General features: G+C 35.8%; 20 protein-coding genes, 1 tRNA gene and 1 pseudogene. 5 read left to right on the plus strand and 17 right to left on the minus strand.

Annotation, left to right across the window (positions count from 1 at the left end; all coding sequences use genetic code 11):
- Nucleotides 1–9: 9 nt before the first annotated feature.
- The 11 genes from NOX80_RS14075 to NOX80_RS14125 all read right to left on the minus strand — a co-directional run bounded on the left by NOX80_RS14075 (nt 10) and on the right by NOX80_RS14125 (nt 7,599).
- Nucleotides 10–615 (minus strand): hypothetical protein, encoded by a 606-nt coding sequence (locus tag NOX80_RS14075; protein WP_256550436.1) that lies wholly within the window; start codon nt 613–615, stop codon nt 10–12.
- A 126-nt stretch (nt 616–741) separates the two neighbouring features.
- Nucleotides 742–1,125, minus strand: a complete 384-nt coding sequence (locus NOX80_RS14080; protein ID WP_256550437.1) for a DUF7079 family protein — start codon at nt 1,123–1,125, stop codon at nt 742–744.
- 117 nt (nt 1,126–1,242) lie between these two features.
- Complete coding sequence (locus NOX80_RS14085) at nt 1,243–1,794, minus strand: hypothetical protein (protein WP_256550438.1); 552 nt, start codon at nt 1,792–1,794, stop codon at nt 1,243–1,245.
- Nucleotides 1,795–2,059: 265 nt separating this feature from the next.
- A complete protein-coding gene (locus NOX80_RS14090; protein ID WP_256550439.1) occupies nt 2,060–2,500 on the minus strand; it encodes a c-type cytochrome in 441 nt (146 codons plus the stop codon).
- 179 nt (nt 2,501–2,679) lie between these two features.
- Nucleotides 2,680–3,030 carry a hypothetical protein gene (locus NOX80_RS14095; RefSeq protein WP_256550440.1) on the minus strand — a complete coding sequence of 117 codons (351 nt, stop codon included), beginning with the start codon at nt 3,028–3,030 and terminating at the stop codon, nt 2,680–2,682.
- A 161-nt stretch (nt 3,031–3,191) separates the two neighbouring features.
- Nucleotides 3,192–4,331: a tetratricopeptide repeat protein gene (locus NOX80_RS14100; RefSeq protein WP_256550441.1), complete on the minus strand. Its 1,140-nt coding sequence runs from the start codon at nt 4,329–4,331 to the stop codon at nt 3,192–3,194.
- Nucleotides 4,332–4,421: 90 nt separating this feature from the next.
- Entirely contained in the window at nt 4,422–4,856 is a 435-nt protein-coding gene (locus NOX80_RS14105) for a DUF4304 domain-containing protein (protein ID WP_256550442.1), read from the minus strand.
- A gap of 134 nt (nt 4,857–4,990) precedes the next feature.
- A complete protein-coding gene (locus NOX80_RS14110) occupies nt 4,991–5,470 on the minus strand; it encodes a carboxypeptidase-like regulatory domain-containing protein (RefSeq protein WP_256550443.1) in 480 nt (159 codons plus the stop codon).
- A 73-nt stretch (nt 5,471–5,543) separates the two neighbouring features.
- The gene (locus NOX80_RS14115) at nt 5,544–6,074 is read right to left on the minus strand and encodes a hypothetical protein (protein WP_256550444.1); all 531 of its coding nucleotides are present in this window, start codon (nt 6,072–6,074) and stop codon (nt 5,544–5,546) included.
- A gap of 177 nt (nt 6,075–6,251) precedes the next feature.
- The gene (locus NOX80_RS14120; protein WP_256550445.1) at nt 6,252–7,079 is read right to left on the minus strand and encodes a hypothetical protein; all 828 of its coding nucleotides are present in this window, start codon (nt 7,077–7,079) and stop codon (nt 6,252–6,254) included.
- Between the two features lie 91 nt (nt 7,080–7,170).
- On the minus strand, nt 7,171–7,599 hold the full coding sequence (locus NOX80_RS14125; protein ID WP_256550446.1) for a DUF2262 domain-containing protein: 429 nt from the start codon (nt 7,597–7,599) through the stop codon (nt 7,171–7,173).
- Between the two features lie 522 nt (nt 7,600–8,121).
- Between NOX80_RS14125 and NOX80_RS14130 the strand changes: the two genes are divergently transcribed.
- Both NOX80_RS14130 and NOX80_RS14135 read left to right on the plus strand, forming a co-directional pair.
- Nucleotides 8,122–8,346 (plus strand): DUF2188 domain-containing protein, encoded by a 225-nt coding sequence (locus tag NOX80_RS14130; protein WP_256550447.1) that lies wholly within the window; start codon nt 8,122–8,124, stop codon nt 8,344–8,346.
- 3 nt (nt 8,347–8,349) lie between these two features.
- Nucleotides 8,350–8,679 carry a DUF3892 domain-containing protein gene (locus tag NOX80_RS14135; RefSeq protein WP_256550448.1) on the plus strand — a complete coding sequence of 110 codons (330 nt, stop codon included), beginning with the start codon at nt 8,350–8,352 and terminating at the stop codon, nt 8,677–8,679.
- 149 nt (nt 8,680–8,828) lie between these two features.
- On the opposite strand, the gene NOX80_RS14140 is transcribed toward NOX80_RS14135, so the two are convergent.
- The 6 genes from NOX80_RS14140 to NOX80_RS14165 form a co-directional block, all read right to left on the minus strand.
- Nucleotides 8,829–8,906, minus strand: a tRNA-Val gene (locus tag NOX80_RS14140).
- A gap of 84 nt (nt 8,907–8,990) precedes the next feature.
- Nucleotides 8,991–9,368 (minus strand): DUF4258 domain-containing protein, encoded by a 378-nt coding sequence (locus NOX80_RS14145; protein ID WP_256550449.1) that lies wholly within the window; start codon nt 9,366–9,368, stop codon nt 8,991–8,993.
- A 58-nt stretch (nt 9,369–9,426) separates the two neighbouring features.
- Nucleotides 9,427–10,620, minus strand: a complete 1,194-nt coding sequence (locus NOX80_RS14150) for an alanine dehydrogenase (protein WP_256550450.1) — start codon at nt 10,618–10,620, stop codon at nt 9,427–9,429.
- A 74-nt stretch (nt 10,621–10,694) separates the two neighbouring features.
- Complete coding sequence (gene tsaE, locus NOX80_RS14155; protein WP_256550451.1) at nt 10,695–11,105, minus strand: tRNA (adenosine(37)-N6)-threonylcarbamoyltransferase complex ATPase subunit type 1 TsaE; 411 nt, start codon at nt 11,103–11,105, stop codon at nt 10,695–10,697.
- A 105-nt stretch (nt 11,106–11,210) separates the two neighbouring features.
- Complete coding sequence (porX, locus tag NOX80_RS14160) at nt 11,211–12,764, minus strand: T9SS response regulator signal transducer PorX (RefSeq protein WP_256550452.1); 1,554 nt, start codon at nt 12,762–12,764, stop codon at nt 11,211–11,213.
- A gap of 110 nt (nt 12,765–12,874) precedes the next feature.
- Nucleotides 12,875–13,807 (minus strand): phytanoyl-CoA dioxygenase family protein, encoded by a 933-nt coding sequence (locus NOX80_RS14165; protein ID WP_256550453.1) that lies wholly within the window; start codon nt 13,805–13,807, stop codon nt 12,875–12,877.
- A gap of 184 nt (nt 13,808–13,991) precedes the next feature.
- On the opposite strand from NOX80_RS14165, the gene NOX80_RS14170 reads away from it, so the two are divergent.
- The 3 genes and pseudogenes from NOX80_RS14170 to NOX80_RS14180 all read left to right on the plus strand — a co-directional run bounded on the left by NOX80_RS14170 (nt 13,992) and on the right by NOX80_RS14180 (nt 20,103).
- Nucleotides 13,992–14,321, plus strand: a complete 330-nt coding sequence (locus tag NOX80_RS14170; RefSeq protein WP_256550454.1) for a DUF6660 family protein — start codon at nt 13,992–13,994, stop codon at nt 14,319–14,321.
- 97 nt (nt 14,322–14,418) lie between these two features.
- Nucleotides 14,419–18,830 (plus strand): annotated as a pseudogene (locus tag NOX80_RS14175) (CusA/CzcA family heavy metal efflux RND transporter).
- A gap of 4 nt (nt 18,831–18,834) precedes the next feature.
- Nucleotides 18,835–20,103 (plus strand): efflux RND transporter periplasmic adaptor subunit, encoded by a 1,269-nt coding sequence (locus NOX80_RS14180; RefSeq protein ID WP_256550455.1) that lies wholly within the window; start codon nt 18,835–18,837, stop codon nt 20,101–20,103.

Genomic DNA, 20,103 nt, shown 5'->3' on the forward strand with positions numbered 1-20,103 from the left:
AGTTATGAGCTATTTAGAATATATATTCATAATATATTTGATAAGTTGCTGTTTTTCAGAATCATTTGGTGGTACAATTTCTTGAATTTCATTAACAAATATTTTCAAAACCTTAAATTCTTTTTTGTAATCTTTATCAATTAGCTTACAACCTTTAAACTTAATTCTACCTAAATAATATTTGTTATGCTTTATTTTTTTTAAAAAGTATTTTTTATCAGTTTCATTTAGATTACCATCATCTTGATAATGAAAATAAACCAGTCTAAAGTTAGTATTAAAATAATAGTCCAGGTCTTTTTCTTTTGTTTCAATACATTTTTCATTTTTAAAAGAAAAAGGATATTTGTAAAATTTTAAGCCATTTGAAGTTCTAATTTTTAATTCTAACTCGTCATCTTCAACTTCTACATTTTCTTTATTAAAATGAACACTGATTTTCATATAATCAATAGGAATATAATAGTACTCATTTATTTCTTTTAACCCTTGACTTGAATTATCGATACATAATATATATCCATCATAGCTTTCTTGAGAAAATAATGACTCTGAAAATAAAAGAAGTAATAAGAGATTAATAATTCGTAGCAACATTTTACATTTAGAATTCATTATTTATGAAATAGTTATTGTCTTGATAAATTTGCTACTTACGTCTCTTTAGCTTTAAGAAGTTGTTTCTTTATCCCTAACCTTTCCATCACGACAGAAATCAAATATAGAAAAATACATTCAATCTCAATTTCTTAAAACCGCTGTCGTTTTTATTTTTTTATATTCCTTTTCCGTATTAATCCAATGCTTTTTACACATCCAGCTATTTATAAAATAAGAGAATTCAATACTTAATTTTCTAAAATAATTTCTTTTTTCTATCGATTTTACAATGCTTTCTTCCAGCCACTTTTCATCAAATCCTGCCCATTCACCTGCTATGTTTGATAAATTAGCTTGTAAAACCGGAAAAACTTCATATTTGTTGATATTTTTTATTTCTTCCAGACTAAACGGACTTTCTATCATTTTTAAAGCAATTCGTTTAAAATCTTTTTGTTCAAGTTCGGTATCAAGATAGAACTCCGATAGCGCTATCCATATTGGTTTTCGTTCGCTTATATTCATCACGTTATAAATGTACACTATGTTCGCGGCTTTGTGTAGTAGCTCTAATTTAAGAAAAAGTAATCCAAAGCACTTGATATTCTCTTAAAAAAAACCAGCTATTGTATATTGATATAGTTAGTTACAGTTTCTTTTATTATCGGGGAACTCTTTTTCATTCCATTTTTCAAATACTGTATTTCCGGCGGAATCGTCACTTTTATACGAACTCCATTTAAAACTACACTTTGAGCATTCATAAATTATGTAATTATAATAGCCGTCACAGCCGAAGCCTACTTTATCCAAATGCGTTACATCAGGGATTTGATTGTATTTATATTTTATTTCGCAATCGCAAACAGCCTCTTTAAGGTTGTCTTTTTCAAGATGAAATTCTATTTCTTCTGCAATTTTTGTTAGTTGGCCGGTCAATAACATTGGATTGACTAAACTATAGAATTTCCCCATAAACGGTAATTCCGAAATCTCATTTTTGTACGATTTTATTAATTTATAGAGTTCACTAAAATTGAAATTTTCGTTTTCTGCTTCAATTTGAACTAACTTTTTAAAATCATCTAAAATCTCATTATATAATTCCGATTGTTTTAATCCGTTGTCAATTTTATTAAAACTGACCCAATCTTTTTGAATTAAGTGCAACAAAAATGCTTTTATTTTATCCATAAGTCTTTAAAATAGTAGGATTACCATCCTGTAACTTTATAACTGTTGAAACTGAATTAGCCCAGTTGAATTAAAACGAAAATAGGAAAAAAGTAGCGCCGTTACAAGTCATTCCCCAATCTTTGATTTCTTTATCTATGTTCCAATACCAATAAAATTGTTAACGACAAAACCAGTCCTAAAGCGATATACGGAATGAGTGCATATTTCATTTGCTGTGACTTGTTGCCAAATAACAATTTTGCAAAACTGCTGTTGGCCGTAATTAGTATGTTTTTACAGGAATACCTTTTTTTGACATTTCAAATCGTTCTTCAATAAAATAATAAATGGCATCTAATTCATAAGTGGTTAAATTTATAAAAGAAGGCATTAGTCCCCATCCTTCTTCTCTTAAATTAACTGCAATACTATCACCAAGCTTGAACATTTGGTGTGGATTTCGGGTGTATTTATATAGCCAGTTTTTTTTCCTTCTTTTTGTTATGCCTCCTAATGCAGGTGCGGTCATCACTTTATCCATTCCGATATAATGACAAGAAGCGCAATTTTTAATGAAGAGTTTTTCACCTTTTTCAAAAGAATCATTTTGAACAACATTGGCTTTTCTAAGTGGTTTTAATTTGTCGTCATTCGATTTTATAAAATGTGTTGTTCCCATAGCAGAGACAATAACTAACATAAAAAATATTATGCTTTTCTTCATGATTCTATTTTGTAGATTTTATCTTACAGCTTACATTCTGTTATTTTATGGTTTTGGATATTTTTGTACTCGAACTATTCCGTTAGGACTGAAGTCAAATATATAAAATGGCCTTTTTAATATTGCTTAAAATCTCAATTTTACAAAACCACTGTTAACTGCTATCCTATTTCTTTCAATCATATATTAAACCTATAATTTATCATTCCAGTTTTGTCAAAAGTGGGTATAAGAATTTTGGTTTCTTTTCCATTTAACTCAACTAACTTCCACTCATTTGAATTTATTAAATTCTCAAATAAGCTCTCTTTCTTTAAAAGTATACTTTCTTTAGTTTGATCAATTTCGGAAGTATTTAGATAAAATTCCGTTAATTCAGATGAGAATTTTATGTATTCAATTATTTGGTAGGAAATTGAATTTGTTGGTTTTAATAATAAATTAAAAAGACCACAAAGGTTTGGAAAATCTCTTTCTGCATTAGTGATATTTCCAATTAAAATGTTTCCGTAGTATAATTTCGATGTCATATCAGATGTCGTTTTGGGAGCTTTCTGCTACCGTTTGGAGTTTAATGCAGTGCTGGATTTCAGAAAAAAGGTCAACCTGCACTGACCTAGAATAGAAGTACAAAACTCCAAGTTTGTAAGTCACCCCGCCAGACGTAAAACATGTGCTAACAGTGATATTTTTATTTCTTAGTCGGTTTTGATGTCACTGTCGGTTTAACTTTTCCCTCAAGTAGGTCAATTACAGATTTCTTCAAGTCATCATATTTTAAATTGTCGTTAAAACCGATATTGAAAGTTGAATGTTCACCGTCTTTGCTCATACAGAGAAGATATTTGACTCCTCCTTGTTCCACTGAAATAGGCGAATATTCTGTCTGTATTCTAAATTCAATTTTTTCATCTGGATTTACTACATAAAACAAGTGTTTGTTGTAAATATTGCTTTTATCTCCTTCTTCATACCTCTCGTATGCCTGAATTAACTTGTCTTTCCACTTAAATTGATCATAACAAAACATATCTTCTAAATTGTCTTTTAGTAATCCTTTTTTATGAGCATCATATAATTTGTCTTTGTATGGCTTTGCCTTGTCATACTCTTTTCTGTGATAGTAGATTTGAATAAGTTTTGCGTAAGAATGATAGTCCGTCGGGTCTAATTGAATAAGTTCAACAAATGCCGGTTCTGCTTTATCATAGTTTCCTTTTAAAGATTCAAGTAGCCCAATGTTAAACAAGACATTTATATATGAGTTTGATTTTTTAGAGATTTTTGATTTTGCCGTGTAAAATGCTTCTAATGCTTTGTCACTCTGTTTTAAGTCAGAATAAATTTGTGCTATCATTGAATATGGTCTGTCAGGACATTCATTTTGTTCAGTTGCCTTTTTATAGCTTTCAAGTGCCAGGTCTTGCTTTTCAAGTTGGTAGTAGGAATCTCCAAGTCCGCTATAAAACTCTGCATCGTCTGGCTTTAGATTTATTGCTGTTTGAAAACACTTTATAGCATCGTTGTATTTTCCCATATAGTTCAATGTCGAAGCCTTTATGTAATGTGGTGCTGGGTCTTTACTGTTTTTGTTTATTGACAAGTCCATAAACTTGATGCAATTGTTGTCATCTTCTTTCATATAGTAAGCAAGTCCAATATAATACAGGGATCCTGCGGAATAGTCCTTAGATTTTGAGGCGTGTTGTTCAATTATCTTGTCATACTGTTTGTTTTCTGATAAGGCCTTTAACTCATCGGTGATTTTGTCTTGAGCAAAAATTGTCAAGCTATAAATTATCAAAATGAATGTTGTTAGTATTTTGTTCATTACTGTCGTTTTTAGAATTGGTGCTAACGGTTTGGGGGGTTGCTTTCGTTGACACGAGCGTCTCGCTCGTGTCAGTAGTACTTTCATTTATTATTTTAGTTTCCCATAATCAATTGGATTTTCTTCCCACCATTTTTCAGCGTCATTCCAAAGTTCTATAATTTCGTTTGCAATTTTTTTATAATTATCTGTGAATAAAGATTCTTTTCCATAATCAAACCAGTAATCTATATTTTGTTTATCGCTTCCTAACCGCATTCTATATACCACATCATGTGCAGTTACTTTGTTTTTTGGTATTTCTTTCCCCCAATGTGTAGTTATTCCGTTTGGATCACAGTTCGCTATTTCAACTACAAATTTTGTGTCATACAAACTATGTTGGAAAGTTAATAGATTGATCCTGTCTGATTGTTGCCTTCTAAAATGTGGAAGAGAACCTTTAAAACCTTTTTCACGTAAAAATGGTATAAAGATTTCTTTAAGTGCAATATCGATTTTATTTCTGTGTTCTTTTCTTTCCATTTTGTTAGTTTAAATAACGTATAACGTCCCGCCGGCTTTAATAAATTGCGCTAACCATTCCGTTAGGACTGAAGTCAAATATAAAAAACTAGCTTTAAATTTTGCCTAAAACCCCGATTACTTAAAAACCGCTGTTAGTGCTTCGTAGTGATAAAATCCAGGGTCTTAAAAATCAAATTACTTATGTCAGGTTTTTCAAAAACAAACTCAATTTTCCATTTTTTAGACAAAACATTGTCATAGTTGTTTAGTTGAGCTTTAATGTATTTAGTATTAGGAAGAATTTCGATCTCTTTAGGGTTGAGATTTAATACTTCGAAACGCAGAAAGACTTTGTCTTTAAAATTTTTAAGTGGAATTTTTATCGTAAATTTTCCGTTATTGTCTGTCATTACAAAATTTCCTTTCCCTTTCTCCAATACAACAACATTCGATAACGGTTCTAAATCCGATACTATTCCGCTTATTTCTACATGTTCAAAAATAGAATTTTCAACTGATTTTTTTTTGATTCCATCATCAGTTTCTTGAGAATAAAAACTAACCGTAAAAAAAAGTAATTTGAAAAGGATTATTTTCTTTACCAATATTTTAGATTTTCTTGAAAAAATCATCGCTGTCAATTTTTATGATAATCCTGATTAAGGTTTATGATTAATTTTATTACTGTTCAGTTCTCTATTTCTGCTACGTTTTGTCTACTTGCGCAACTAAACTCATGCCCGCGTCAGCAGAGCAGTTTTTTCCTTTGTGGACTATGTTCCCTTTATTATCATAAAGGTTTGTATAATTGTCATTATAGTTCCGACTTGTCACGCCTAGTTTGTCAAGTAAGAAATTTGATTTTTGCCTTATCGAAGTCCAGGTCTTGTGATTGTCAATAAACTCCCAATCCCAAATTTCTGTCGGAATTTCGTCAACCTCTTTCTTGAACATTAGCAGTTCGTTTTTTAGTGAGACCTCAATTAGTCCCATTCTGAAAACTGTCTCGAAACAAACTGGCGTAAAAGCATGTTCAAGCTCTTCATATAACTCAGCCAATGGGTCTATCAATATCGGAGCCATTTTGTCTAACTTCTCTGTGTCGTATGTGTATAAAATAATTGAATTGACAATGTTTGTATAATAAAAGTCAACGTGTTTGTCATATTCAATTTCTTCCTTGTCGGCTGATGATTTTTCTGACGATGTAGGTTTACTACCAAATATTGATTTCAAATTTATCCTCATTTCTCTCGGTTGTCAAAATTGCCCACAACCGTTTTAGGGCTTTGTGTTTGGCAGGTTTCGAAGTAAAAAGTTTCAATTTATTACTAAAGTTTATTAAAAGCTAAAAAAACCAAGTTTGCACATCAGCCCGCCAGACGCAAAACATGTGTTAGTGGCTGTTTTTAATCAATAATATTCGTAATTTCTATAATGAAATTCCTGAGTTCGCCTTAAATAAAAATTGTCTGTGATTAAACTGTCAAGTTCGTCAACAATTTCATTTAGTTTTTTGGTTCGCTCAACTTTTTCTTTTCCTAATGTTTCAAAATCAATTTTACTTTCGTCTTCTATTAGTTGTCTTAAAGATTTTATATAAAGTTCCTTTTGCTTATTTATATCATACGTTTTATCAAATTTATTTTTCTCCTTAGGGAAAAGGTAAACTGAATACTCAGCGTATCCTAAAATTCTAATCTGTTGGTGTCCGAAGTATGTTCCTCCGTATTGAAAATGCCCGAATAAAGAGTTTATTCTTGAATATATTTCAATAAGGTTCTTTCTTTGTTGAGCATACTTTGCGATACCGTTCTTTTGTTTTAAAAAGTATGCATATAAAGCATAGTAAACATCTTGTCCTTGTTCGCTTCCAAAGTCAACACTTTTTACAAAACAATAATAAAGCTTGTCAGGATGTTCCGGGAATTCTTGAAATAATTCAGGATGTTCGTCTACAATTTTATTGAAGTCTGATTTAGTAAATCTGAGAGTATCACTAATTTCGGTAGCAATTAAAATGGTGTCTTGTTGTGTATAATATTGTGAATTATCAATCTTTACAGTCTTAGTGTCTGCATTAGCAATAGTAACCTTGTCAACTTGTTTATGTTGATTATTACAGCTTAAAAGTCCGATTGTAATTGTCAGTATGTAGATTATATGTTTCAAGGTCGTCTTAAAATAGCCGCTAACGTCATGCCGGCTTTGAGAAGTTGGAGATTTTTGTTCCCGATCCATTCCGTTAGAACTGAAGCCAAATATATAAAAATGCCTTTAAATTTTGACTATACCTCAAATTTCTCAAAACCGCTGATAGCGGCAGTATTTTTTATCCGTACATTGTTGTATCATTAAAATTTTCTCCGTCAAATGATTGAGCAATTAGATAGTGATTTCCAAACATTCCGTTTTCAGAATAGAAAAAGTCAACAGAAGTGTCAGATAAAAATGTTATGCTATTTAACGTCAAGTTTTCGCTAAATGCTTGTTCATCTAACTCGGGTTCGTCATCTTCTTCATTTCTCCAATTGTCGTTATAGCTTTCTAAATACTCTTGAATAATCACTTTTTTTGCCTTTGACTCGTAAAGTTCAAATTGTCCAATTATTTTATTTACCAAGTTTATTGTCTTCTCTAATTCAACGTCATCTGGGTCTAGTGAAATTTCAATAGATTGTCCATTTACGACAAATTTCGTTTGGAAAGCGTTTTCATTATCAGGGTTTATCTTTAGATTTTCTTTTGTAATCTTATTCATAAAAGTAGTTTTTAATTCACTTATAGTTTTCAAAGTCAAAATTCAATTTTTAGTCTTATCCCCTCGCTGACACGAGTATCTCGCTTGTATAGAAACTGTATTCACGAGCGAGATGCTCGTGTCAGCAGGGTGTGCCATACCCGCAAGAACATGAAATAAGTTTGCCGAGATATAAAATGCCATACTGACAGAAAAATATGTCTGTATGGCATTTTCTTAAAACACAACAAAACATGTTAATGTTATGACAATCAAACCATTAAATAAATCATAAAATATTTTACAATTAAATGAGATAAAAGCAATATTTTGGCATGACAGTTGTCATTATCAATACCGCTTTAATGAATGTTCTAAAATTGACCCTTCAGGACATTTGGAGAACCATTGAAAAGAAGGTTCTCAATAATAAGTGAGCAAAAATAAATATTTCTCCAATTTCTGCAAATTTTAAAGCCGATTTCTTTTCCGGAACTCAACGCCGATATAAAGATTGAGATTAATCCCTAAAAAAACAAAAACATGGGAAAAAATCAACACATTACACCGCATCCTGACGGAGGATGGCAGGTTAAAGGTGAAGGTAATACTAAAGCAACTGTTATTACCGACACACAACAAGAGGCGATTGACGCTGGTAGAAACATCGCTAAGAACCAGCAGTCAGAATTATTAATTCATGGAAGAAATGGTCAAATCAGAGCTAGGGATAGCTATGGTAATGATCCTCATCCCCCAAAGAACTAAGGCATGGCAGAGTATAGAATTACTGGAGTTTGGAAAAACGGAGGTGAGATTACACATTATGCAGTTCATGAACGTGTAAGAAATTCTACTAATGATGGATACACAATTAGGCACGCAATAAAAATGAGAAAAGCTGACGTAGTTGCGCTTTTAGAAACTCGTGGTAATACCGCCAAAACTTACCTTTGGAATTACGGTTCTGCATCTTGGTCAGCTGGTGCTGATGTAACTGTTGTTGCTGGAACACCGAAATTTCTCCGCACAACTCATGACGGATCAGTTAAGGATAATTTATTGCATCTGCCTGATTATGGATATGTCTGGAATCCGTAAAATCAAAATCCGAGAATAAGTTTTAAGGCCAACACTGCGAAGCCAAAAGTTACTTCCCATTCTATTAGGCCTCGTGCATCTAATTGTTGTACCTATGTTGTTCCAAAAGAAAAAGCCCCGCAAGGATTTCCTTGCGGGGCTTTTTCTTTTGGTGGGCGATGAGGGGTTCGAACCCCCGACCCCCTCGGTGTAAACGAGGTGCTCTGAACCAGCTGAGCTAATCGCCCTTATGTTTCAACCAGTAAACTTGTTCCTGATTGCGGGTGCAAATATAGGCAAGTTATTTGATTTTACAAGTCTTTTCAATAAAATTATTGCTCTTTTTTTACATCCTTTACCACAACTCTGTCGCTGTAGTTGATCACCTCTACTATAATATCCTCATTAGCAGCATTCTTCCCTTCCACAATATATAATTTTCCTTTATCCATCGGAACATTACTTTTGGAAAAATCAACATCGCCAAACTCTAATGTCTTTTTAATATCCTCTAATGATACCCATTTTTCAGCAAACTTAGCAGTAGTAGCCTCCGAATACGAAATCGATTTACTTCTCAGGTCTTTTAAAACACGGCAATTCGGTAAATAACAAAACTCCGTTTTCTTCTCTTTAAAGAAAAAAGCCAGGAACATCGAACCTAATAATAAACCAAATAAATAATACGCCAGACGGAACTTGAATTTCATAATCTTTTAATTTGCTGCAAAAGTACTATTTGTTTCGGGCTAAGCCAAACAACGTGTACTAAAAAACAATCAGATTTATATCGCGGTACGGAATCGAAAACCAATCAGATATGGATCTGTTCGTTAAAATACCGTGGTAAAAGTAAATTCCGTTCTTTAGCGAACGATTACAACGGATCGCACTTTCAACTCCGCCATCTTCTGCAATCTGTAATAAAAAAGGCGTAATTATGTTGCTGATCGACATTGAAGCGGTTTTAGAATAGCGCGACGGTATATTCGGTACGCAATAATGCACGACATTGTGCTTGATAAAAGTCGGTTTTTCATGAGTTGTAATTTCCGAAGTTTCAAAACAACCTCCGGTATCAATACTCACATCAATAATGATAGCGCCGCGTTTCATGTTCTCAACCATCGTTTCCGATACGATAATCGGTGCCCGGTTTTTCCCTTTCATACATCCGATCGCCACATCGCAACGCATTAATGATTTCAACAATGATTTTTCTTGTATGGTAGAAGTGAAAATACGCTGATTTAACGTATTCTGTAAACGTCTTAATTTTGTAATGGAGTTATCAAACACTTTAACACTGGCTCCTAATCCGATGGCCGTTCGGGCTGCATATTCCGCTACCGTTCCGGCTCCTAAGATTACAACTTCCGTTGGACGTACACCGGTAATATTCCCTAATAATAATCCTTTTCCGAATGACTGATTAATCATCAGTTCCGCAGCAATTAATACTGAAGCGGTACCGGCAATTTCACTAAGGGATTTTACGGCCGGATACGAACCGTCTTCGTCTCTGATAAATTCAAAAGCCAAAGCGGTTACTCTTTTTTCGGCTAACGCTTCAAAATAGGCTTTGCGTTGTGTTTTTAGCTGAATCGCCGAAATCACCAGTGTTTGCGGATTCATCATATGAATCTCATCAATCGTAGGCGGTTCTACTTTTAGAATCATCGGGCAACTAAAAACCTTTTTTCGGTCTTTCGTAATTTCAGCACCGGCCTCACTGTATTCTTTATCTGAAAAACTGGAACTCTCCCCCGCTCCGGATTCCATTAAAACCCGATGTCCGTGAAAGGTTAGCGAATTGACCGCATCCGGTGTCAGACAAATTCTTCGTTCCTGATATGAAATTTCTTTTGGAATCCCGATAAAAAGCTCGCCCTTTTGTTTGGCTATTTCTAACTTTTCTTCTTGTGGAAGTAATTGTTGTCTGGTAAATGGGGTCAATGACATGATTTTACGCAATAATTTGTACTAATGTACAATTTTTTTTGTGATAAACGAGCTATAAACGAAAGACTTACCTACTAATTTCGAAGTTCCAGTAATCGCTTACCTCCGGGAAGTAATTTGATATGTATAGCCGCATGATCAATCGGAATTAAATTGGGTGTTTTTTCCGGCCATTCGATAAAACACCAGTCACCTGAATAAAAATATTCGTCGATTCCCATATCATAAGCCTCTTCTTCATTATTCAATCGGTATAAATCAAAATGGTAAATGCGTTCTCCCTCATTCCCTTCATATTCATTAACAAGGGAAAAAGTCGGACTACTGGCCATATCGCGTACGCCAAGTTCTTGCACCAATGCTTTGATCAATGTTGTCTTACCAACACCCATCTCAGCATGGAACGTAACTACCTTTTTTAAGTTTTGTGACAGTATTTGTCGGGCTACATCCCGGATTTCCTCCAGAGCGAAAGTTCTTTGCATAGCGATATCCATATTGAACAAATATAATTATTTTATCCAAACTATATTACAAAATTTCTTACATCAAATTCAGACAAAAAAAGGGCTTATTCAGCCCTTCCTATTTTATTTCGGATTGAAGATTAACAACGGAATAATCATTTCTTCCAATGATATTCCACCGTGTTGATAGGTATTCCTGTAGTAGCTTACATAATGATTGTAATTGTTTACATACGCCAGAAACAAATCGTTTTTAGCAAAAATATACGAACTACTCATATTGATCGCCGGCAAACCGATTTTCTTCGGATCTTTTACCGCATATACATCTTTATCTTCATAAGTAAGACTTCTTCCGGTTTTATAACGCAGGTTCAGACTTGTATTTTTATCACCGATTACTTTCGACGGATTTTTACAGTTTATCGTACCGTGATCGGTTGTCAGAATCAATTTAAATCCTTGTTGTTGCGCCAACTGGATGATCTCCAATAACGGTGAGTTTCGGAACCAACTTAATGTTAACGATCGATATGCTTTATCATTGGATGCCAATTCTTTTACTACGTCCATTTCGGTTTTCGCATGTGAAAGCATATCTACAAAATTATAAACAATAGTCGTCAAATCGTTATTTTTCAACGTTTTAAAGTTGTCAACCAATTTTTTACCGTCTTTAAAGTTCGTGATCTTATAGTATTCCTGTTTAATGTCGATTCGCAAACGTTTTAATTGCTCAGCCAAAAACTCGCCTTCATATAAATTTTTACCGCCTTCATCTATGTCATTTTTCCAGTATTGCGGATACATTTTTTCCATTTCTAACGGTAATAATCCGGAAAATATCGCATTACGGGCATACTGCGTTGCTGTTGGTAAAATCGAATAATAGCTCGCTTCTTTTTCCAACTTATAATGATTATTCACTACGCTTTCAAAGGCTTTCCATTGATCATAACGTAGGTTATCAATCACTACAAATAAAATCGGTGCTTCTTTTTTACGAAGTTCCGGCACAACATATTCCCGAAACAACTGATGCGACATAATCGGTGCATCGGCTTTCGGATCAAACCAATTCTGATAATTTTTTTCGATAAATTTTCCGAACTGAGAATTCGCTTCCAGCTTCTGACTTTCGAGAATTTCCACCATACTCTGATCTTCGATGTTCTCCAACTCCATTTCCCAGAATACTAATCTTTTGTACAGATCAATCCAATCTTCAAAGGAATTAACCATGGCCATATCCATCGCAATTTTTCGGAATTCCTTCTGATAATCCATTGTTGTTTTTTCAGAAACCAGACGCGAATGATCCAGATTCTTTTTCAAACTCAACAGAATCTGATTCGGATTTACCGGCTTAATCAGATAATCGGCTATTTTAGAACCGATCGCCTCCTCCATAATATATTCTTCCTCACTCTTTGTAATCATGATAACCGGCACTGCCGATTTCTTTTCTTTTATTTCCGATAAGGTTTCCAACCCACTTAAACCGGGCATATTTTCATCCAGAAAAACGATATCAAAATTTTCTTCATCAAATATATCAATCGCATCCTGCCCGTTGTTACAGGTTGTCACACTGTACCCTTTTTTCTCCAGAAATAAGATATGCGGCTTTAACAAATCGATTTCGTCATCCACCCATAATATTTTAATCGTGCTCATATGCGCTTGGTTTTGTAATTTCTATTGCAATTTATTGTTTTAAGAACTCAACGAGGTTAAAATTATTATAAAACTAATCGCTGTTTTCGGTTCTTTTTTGTCATCCATACTCATATCCATTCCGTTGCCGTTTCATATTGTTCCGGAAAATAGGTCAGATATTGTACCATTCGCGGTGCTGCTCCGTGATTAGCGCTGGCACAATGCGGCAATGCCTGATGCCATATCACAAAATCACCGGCATTACCAACTATCGGAATTGGTTTTAAAGTCTGCAATGCTACATTTCTCGGATTTTCTCCTTCTTTTAAGCCCGCCATCCAATTTCCGATTTCACGATGAAAACCGGGGACACAATGAAAAGCTCCGTCTTCCGGTCCGCAATCCGTCAGATATAACAATCCTTGTATTCCATAGGGTATCGGTTGTTTCAGGCTGACATCCCAATGCAACGGACTCCCTAAAAAGTGATACGAATCGGTTTCCGGCGGATTAAAACTTACTTTATCGATTGTTTTATAAATTTTATCCGATCGGTATAATTGTTCATACGCTTTACGGATACGTTCTGAGCTGCGGTTTTTATTCAGTATCGGATGATCCGAAAAAGTCAGCATCAAACCTCTCTGTTCTTCATGCTGGCGGTACCAACCATCGCGATCTTCCGGTTGTAATCCTAAAAAAGTCCAGATCGCCTGTACCGTAGCCTGACAATCTTCTTCTGAAATAGCATTTTTCAATACCAGATAACCGTTTTCTTCCCAAAATAACAAATCGGCTTCGGTTAACACATCTGCTGTACTATTTATATCTTCCGTCAACGGCACTACCTCCCGACTTGTAACCCATTTATAAAATTGTTCAAAATCAGGTTTTTCAAAAAAAAGATACTGCATTGCTCCTTCAATTCCGATACCATATCGGTACAAGGTTTCCAATTCTTCATTCCAAGTAGCTTTCGTTACCTGATCAGGATATAAAGTCCGTTTCCAAAGCTGTTCTAAAATCTGATGTTCCATAGGATTTCTAAAATTCTTACTCAAAAATAAAGATTTTTATTACTAATCCTGTTTTTTTAATCCGGAACTTTTACTCTCAAAATGACGTATTATTTTTTAGTATTTCGTACTTACTCCGAACACTTTAAATCCTGTTTTTCCCTTATAATTGATAAAAAGACCTTAAAATGACTCCATAGCTATAAAAAAATAATCTATCTTTACCGTCATGAAATGGTTAACGATTTTATTATCCTTATACTTTGTCCTGCTAGCCGGCATACCTTGTGCTGATGCAGCGACAGGTCATACCCATTTCCGTACACAAAGCAAAACACCTGCGCAACATGAGAATCATTCCCATGAAAAACAAAGCGATATGTGCTCGCCATTTTGTGTTTGCAATTGTTGTGGCGCTCAGATTATGAATTACGCTCCGGTAATTATTTTCACGCTTCAGCCTGCCACTTCCGAAATTACAACTCCGGTGCCCAATTATCAATCCGTATTCCATTCGGATTACTATGGTAGCATCTGGCAACCCCCGCAATTAGTATAATAGATTCCCGGCACCAACCGGGCTAAGATGTCATGTAGCATTGCTACCCGATACAGGTATTATATCCTGTTTGTACTTATTTCTATTATACTGAAACATGCTAGATAAAATCATTCATTTCAGTATCAACAATAAATTTATTGTTGGACTGTTCACACTTATACTTATTGCGGTGGGAGGCTACTCTGCCTATACCCTTCCGATTGATGCTTTACCCGATATTACTAATAATCAGGTACAAATCATCACCAGTTCACCTACACTGGCTACACAGGAGGTCGAACAATTTATCACTTATCCGATAGAACAGGCCGTAAAACCTATTCCAAAAATTGTTGAACTCCGCTCTATTAGTCGGTTCGGACTAAGCGTAGTTACGGTTGTTTTTGAAGAAAGCACCGATATCTACTGGGCACGTGCTCAAATTTCCGAACGTCTTAAAGAAGCCGAAAACAGCATCCCAAAAGGTGTCGGATCTCCCGAAATGGCTCCGGTAAGTACCGGTTTGGGTGAAATTTACCAATATGTTGTATTTCCTGAAAAAGGATACGAAAAGCAATATGATGCCACTCAGCTACGAACGATACAGGACTGGATTATCAAACCCCAGCTTATCGGAACAAAAGGTGTAGCTGAAGTAAACACATTAGGCGGCTATCTAAAACAATATGAAATTGCCGTTCAGCCTGATAAGCTAAAAAGTATGAACACCACCATATCCGAAATTTTCGATGCTTTAGAAGTAAACAACGAAAATACCGGGGGTGCTTATATCGATAAAAAGCCATATGCCTATTTTATCCGTGGTATCGGTATGGTTAACGGCATTGACGATATCAATAAAATCGTAGTTAAAAATCAAAACGGAATCCCTATTCTGATTCGTGATGTCGCTCAGGTTCGCATCGGAAGCAGTATTCGCTACGGAGCCGTAACTAAAGACGGTAAAGGCGAAGAAGTAAGCGGAATGGTGATGATGCTAAAAGGCGAAAACAGCGGTGAAGTAGTGACGCGTGTTAAAGAAAAAATGGAGCAAATCAAAAAGTCCTTACCAAAAGGGGTTACGATTGAACCGTTTATGGATCGAACCCAATTAGTAAACAAAGCGATTTCTACCGTAGAAAAAAACCTGATTGAAGGTGCCTTAATTGTAATTTTCATCCTGGTTTTACTTTTAGGAAACTGGCGTGCCGGATTAGTCGTGGCTTCCGTTATCCCGTTATCACTCCTTTTTGCAATTTCAATGATGCGCTTATTTGGCGTCAGCGGGAACCTGATGAGTCTCGGTGCTATTGATTTCGGACTTATTGTCGACGGTGCCGTTATTATTGTGGAAGCGATTATCCACAGACTTCAGGTTAGTCGTAAAGGTATTCTGACGAAGCAACAGATGAATGAAGAAGTTTTTGAAGCTGCTTCTAAAATCAGAAGTAGTGCCGCTTTTGGTGAAATAATCATTCTGATTGTTTACCTTCCTATCCTCGCATTGGTTGGCATTGAAGGTAAAATGTTCGGGCCAATGGCACAAACCGTTTCCTTTGCCATTCTAGGTGCTTTTGTACTATCGTTAACCTATGTTCCGATGATGAGTTCTCTAGTATTGAAAAAAGAAACCGGACATAAGAAAAATATCAGTGATACCATCATACAGAAATTATATAATTTCTATTCTCCGATTCTGGAAAAAGCCTTACAAATCAAGGCCGCTGTTATTGGCGTAGCCGTAGCTTTATTTATAGCGGCACTACTCCTTTTTAATAGTCTGGGCGGTGAATTTATTCCAACTTTGGATGAAGGCGATATTGCTACACATTTGATCATTGCATCCGGAAGTTCATTATCACAGGAAGTAGAAGCAACAACTAAAGCCGAGCAGATTTTAAAAGCCAAATTCCCTGAAATTAAAATGATTGTCACCAAAATCGGTAGTGCGGAAATCCCAACTGATCCGATGCCGATTGAAGCCGGTGATATGATTATTTTATTAAAGGATAAAGATGAGTGGACTTCGGCTACAACCAAAGAAGAATTAATGGCTAAAATGGAAAAAGCGCTGGAAGATATTCCGGGTGCCACCACCGAATTTTCCCAACCGATACAAATGCGTTTTAATGAGCTAATGACGGGCGTTCGTAGTGATGTTGCTATTAAAATCTTTGGTGAAGACATTGATATGTTAGTCAGCAAAGGTGATGAAACCCTACAACTTATTCAGGGAATTCAAGGCGTATCGGATGCGAAACTGGAGCGTGTAGCCGGTTTACCACAGATTACAGTACGCTATAACAAAGATAAAATGGCTTTATACGGTCTGAAAATCGGTGATCTGAATAAAGTAATCCGTATGGGATTTGCCGGTGAAGCTGCCGGATTGGTATACGAAGGTGAAAAACGTTTTGATCTGGTAGTCCGGTTAGAAGGTGACAGCCGACAAGATATTTCCAATTTAAAAGCCTTATACATCACTTTACCGTCCGGAAATCAGATTCCATTGGAACAGGTAGCCGATATCAATTATGAAGACGGTCCGATGCAAATCAGCCGAGAAGATGGTAAACGCCGAATTGTTGTCGGTTTCAACGTTCGCGGTGCGGATGTAAAATCGGTAGTAGAAAAAATTCAGCAAAAATTAGATGCCAAACTTACACTTCCGGACGGGTATTATGTTACCTATGGCGGCCAGTTTGAAAATCTGATAGAAGCAAATAAAAGACTTGCAGTAGCAGTTCCGGTAGCGCTAGCTATGATATTCGTTCTCTTATACTTTACCTTTAAATCAGTTCGTCAATCACTGTTGATTTTTACTGCCATTCCACTGGCGGCAATTGGCGGTGTTTTTGCACTTTGGCTACGCGATATGCCGTTTAGTATTTCGGCCGGTGTAGGCTTTATCGCACTGTTTGGCGTAGCAGTTCTTAACGGTATCGTACTGATTGGTTATTTTAATCAGTTAAAGACCGAAGGAATGGCCAATATTTACGACCGGATCCGTGAAGGGACAAAAGTACGTTTACGCCCTGTAATTATGACCGCAGCTGTTGCTTCATTAGGATTTCTCCCGATGGCTATCAGTACAAGTGCCGGAGCGGAAGTGCAAAAACCATTGGCGACTGTTGTCATTGGCGGACTTGTAACCGCTACGTTACTTACCTTAATTGTGCTTCCTATTTTGTATCTCTATTTTGAAAAAGGAACACCAAACCCTACCACCGATAAACCGGAAAATAACGCATCATGAAAACAATATTTCAAATAAAATCCGACAATTTAAAACCTAAATTTATTATTTATATAATAACATTTTTAGCTTTAATTATCAATCCATTAGATTCAATATCGCAAACCAAATTAACTTTAAAAGAAGCTATTGAATCCGGAATGAAAAACAACCTCGGCATACAAGCTTCTGAATTGGAAAGTAAAATGCATAGTCAACTTACCCGTTCGGCTTTTGAAATTCCGAAAACAGAATTATCCGGTACATTCGGACAAATCAACTCCAATGCAAAAGATAAAAATTTCGGTGTGTCCCAAAGCTTTAATCCGTTTCAATATGGTGCCAAAAAGAAATGGCTAAACGAGAATAACGCTGCCGGGCAATTAAAGGTAAAAGCCACCAAACAAGACATCACATTTAATATCCGTCAGGCCTGGAATACAATGTTGTTTTACGCCAAACAAAACCAGTTATTAGGTCAGCAAAATCAATTGATGGAGAAATTTGTCCGCTCGGCTTCCCTGAAATTCCAAACCGGCGAAAGCAATTCACTTGAAAAAACAATTGCAATAGCCAAGCAACAGGAATTACAGCAGCTCATCAAACAAAATGAGGCAAAAATATGGGTTGAAAAATCAAAAGTAAAAACATTGATCAATCTGGAAACCGACTTTAACCCCGCTGATACGTCATTTATTCCGATGACTACATTAGCTGTTGCCGACAGTACTTTGCTCAAACAAAACAGCAACCTACAACTGGCTACCAAACAAATTGAGATTGCCGAAGCTGCAAAAAAAGTAGAAAGATCCGCTTTCTTCCCTGATTTTACAGCCGGTTACGCTATTCAGTCCATTACCGGAAATCAGGAAATCAACGGCGAAAGTGTAAATTATGACAATGCATTGCGTTTTCAGACTTTTTCTGTCGGAATTGCGATCCCTTTGTTTGCCGGTAGTACAATTGCCAAAACTAAAGCCGCTCAAAGTAATATCGAAATGCAGCAGAAAAATGCCGCCTATCTGGAAAATCAGCTCAAAAGTCAGTTTCAACAACAATTTGAAGAGTTAAAAACATTTCAGTCTTTAGTTGATTATTATCAGAGTACCGCATTACCCAACGCTAAAAAGATCAGTACTAATGCGACCAAAGCCTATCAAAACGGTGATATTTCATATGTCGAATACGTGCAAAGCATCGAAACGGCACTTAATATTCGTCTGAATTACAGTAATGCTATTCATAATTACAACCAGACTGCGATCAATATCCAGTATTTAATCCATCAATAACGCCATGAAAAAATCAACTATATTATATATCAATATCGCCGGACTTCTGATCATCGGAACCGTATTATACTTCGCTTTACGTCACGATCACAATGCAGAAGACGGCCATGATCATACCGAAAAAACCACATCCGAAAACGCAAATCCGGAAAAGGAAGTAGAATTAAACGAGGCTCAGTTTAAAGCAGCCGGTGTCGAACTGGGAACCTATTCGCTTAAAAACCTGAGCGAAGTCATCAATGCCAACGGTTATACCAAGCTTCCGCCACAAAATCAGGCTGATGTATCGGTACATCTTCAGGGCGTAGTGAAGACAATTTCTGTTATAGAAGGTCAATTTGTACGAAAAGGACAGGTTTTAGCCACAATAGAAAGCCCGGAATTCACTAAATTGCAGGAAGCTTATCTGACATCAAAAAGTAATCTGGAATTCCTGAGTCAGGAATTTGAAAGACAAAAAACATTGAGCGAAGAAGAAGTCAACTCAAAAAAGGTATTTCAGAAAACCAAAGCCGAATATCAGATCGAAAAAGCGCGGTATAATTCGCTGAAACAACAATTAAACGTTCTTAATATACAATCCGGATCTACAGCGGTAGCTACTGTCCCGATTTTGGCTCCGATTTCGGGCTATACAACCGAAATCAACGTGAAAATAGGTAGTAATGTAGAAGTCGGAAAACCCATTTTAAGCATTGTAGACAACACCAAATTACACGTGGATTTGCTGGTTTATGAAAAAGATCTTCATAAAGTAAAACCGGGACAAACCGTTCAATTGGTACTCACCAATCAGAATAACACGGCTATTCGCGGGACCATTTTCAGCGTTGGTAAAGCTTTTGAAAACGAAACAAAATCCGTTGCCGTTCACGCGGATATCAACAATGAAAAAAATGCACTGATTCCCGGAATGTACGTTAACGCACTGATTGATATCGGAACCAATGCTGTAAACGCACTTCCGGTAGAAGCTATTGTGAAAGCCGACGGACGTGAATTTATGTTTGTTTTGGAAGAAGGGCACGAAGAAACGGCACACGATACCGAAAAAGGGCATTCACACGAAGATGGTCATCAACACGATGATAACGAAGCGAATAACTTCCATTTTCGTAGAGTTGAAATTAAAACCGGAACGTCACAACTCGGTTATATTCATGTTACACCGCTACAGAAAGTGGCATCCGATGCTAAAATTGTGCTAAAAGGAGCTTATTATATCCAAAGCCATTTATTAAAAACCGAAGGCGGCGGCGGACATTCACATTAA

Source organism: Flavobacterium cerinum (genome assembly GCF_024496085.1).
GTDB lineage: Bacteria > Bacteroidota > Bacteroidia > Flavobacteriales > Flavobacteriaceae > Flavobacterium > Flavobacterium cerinum_A.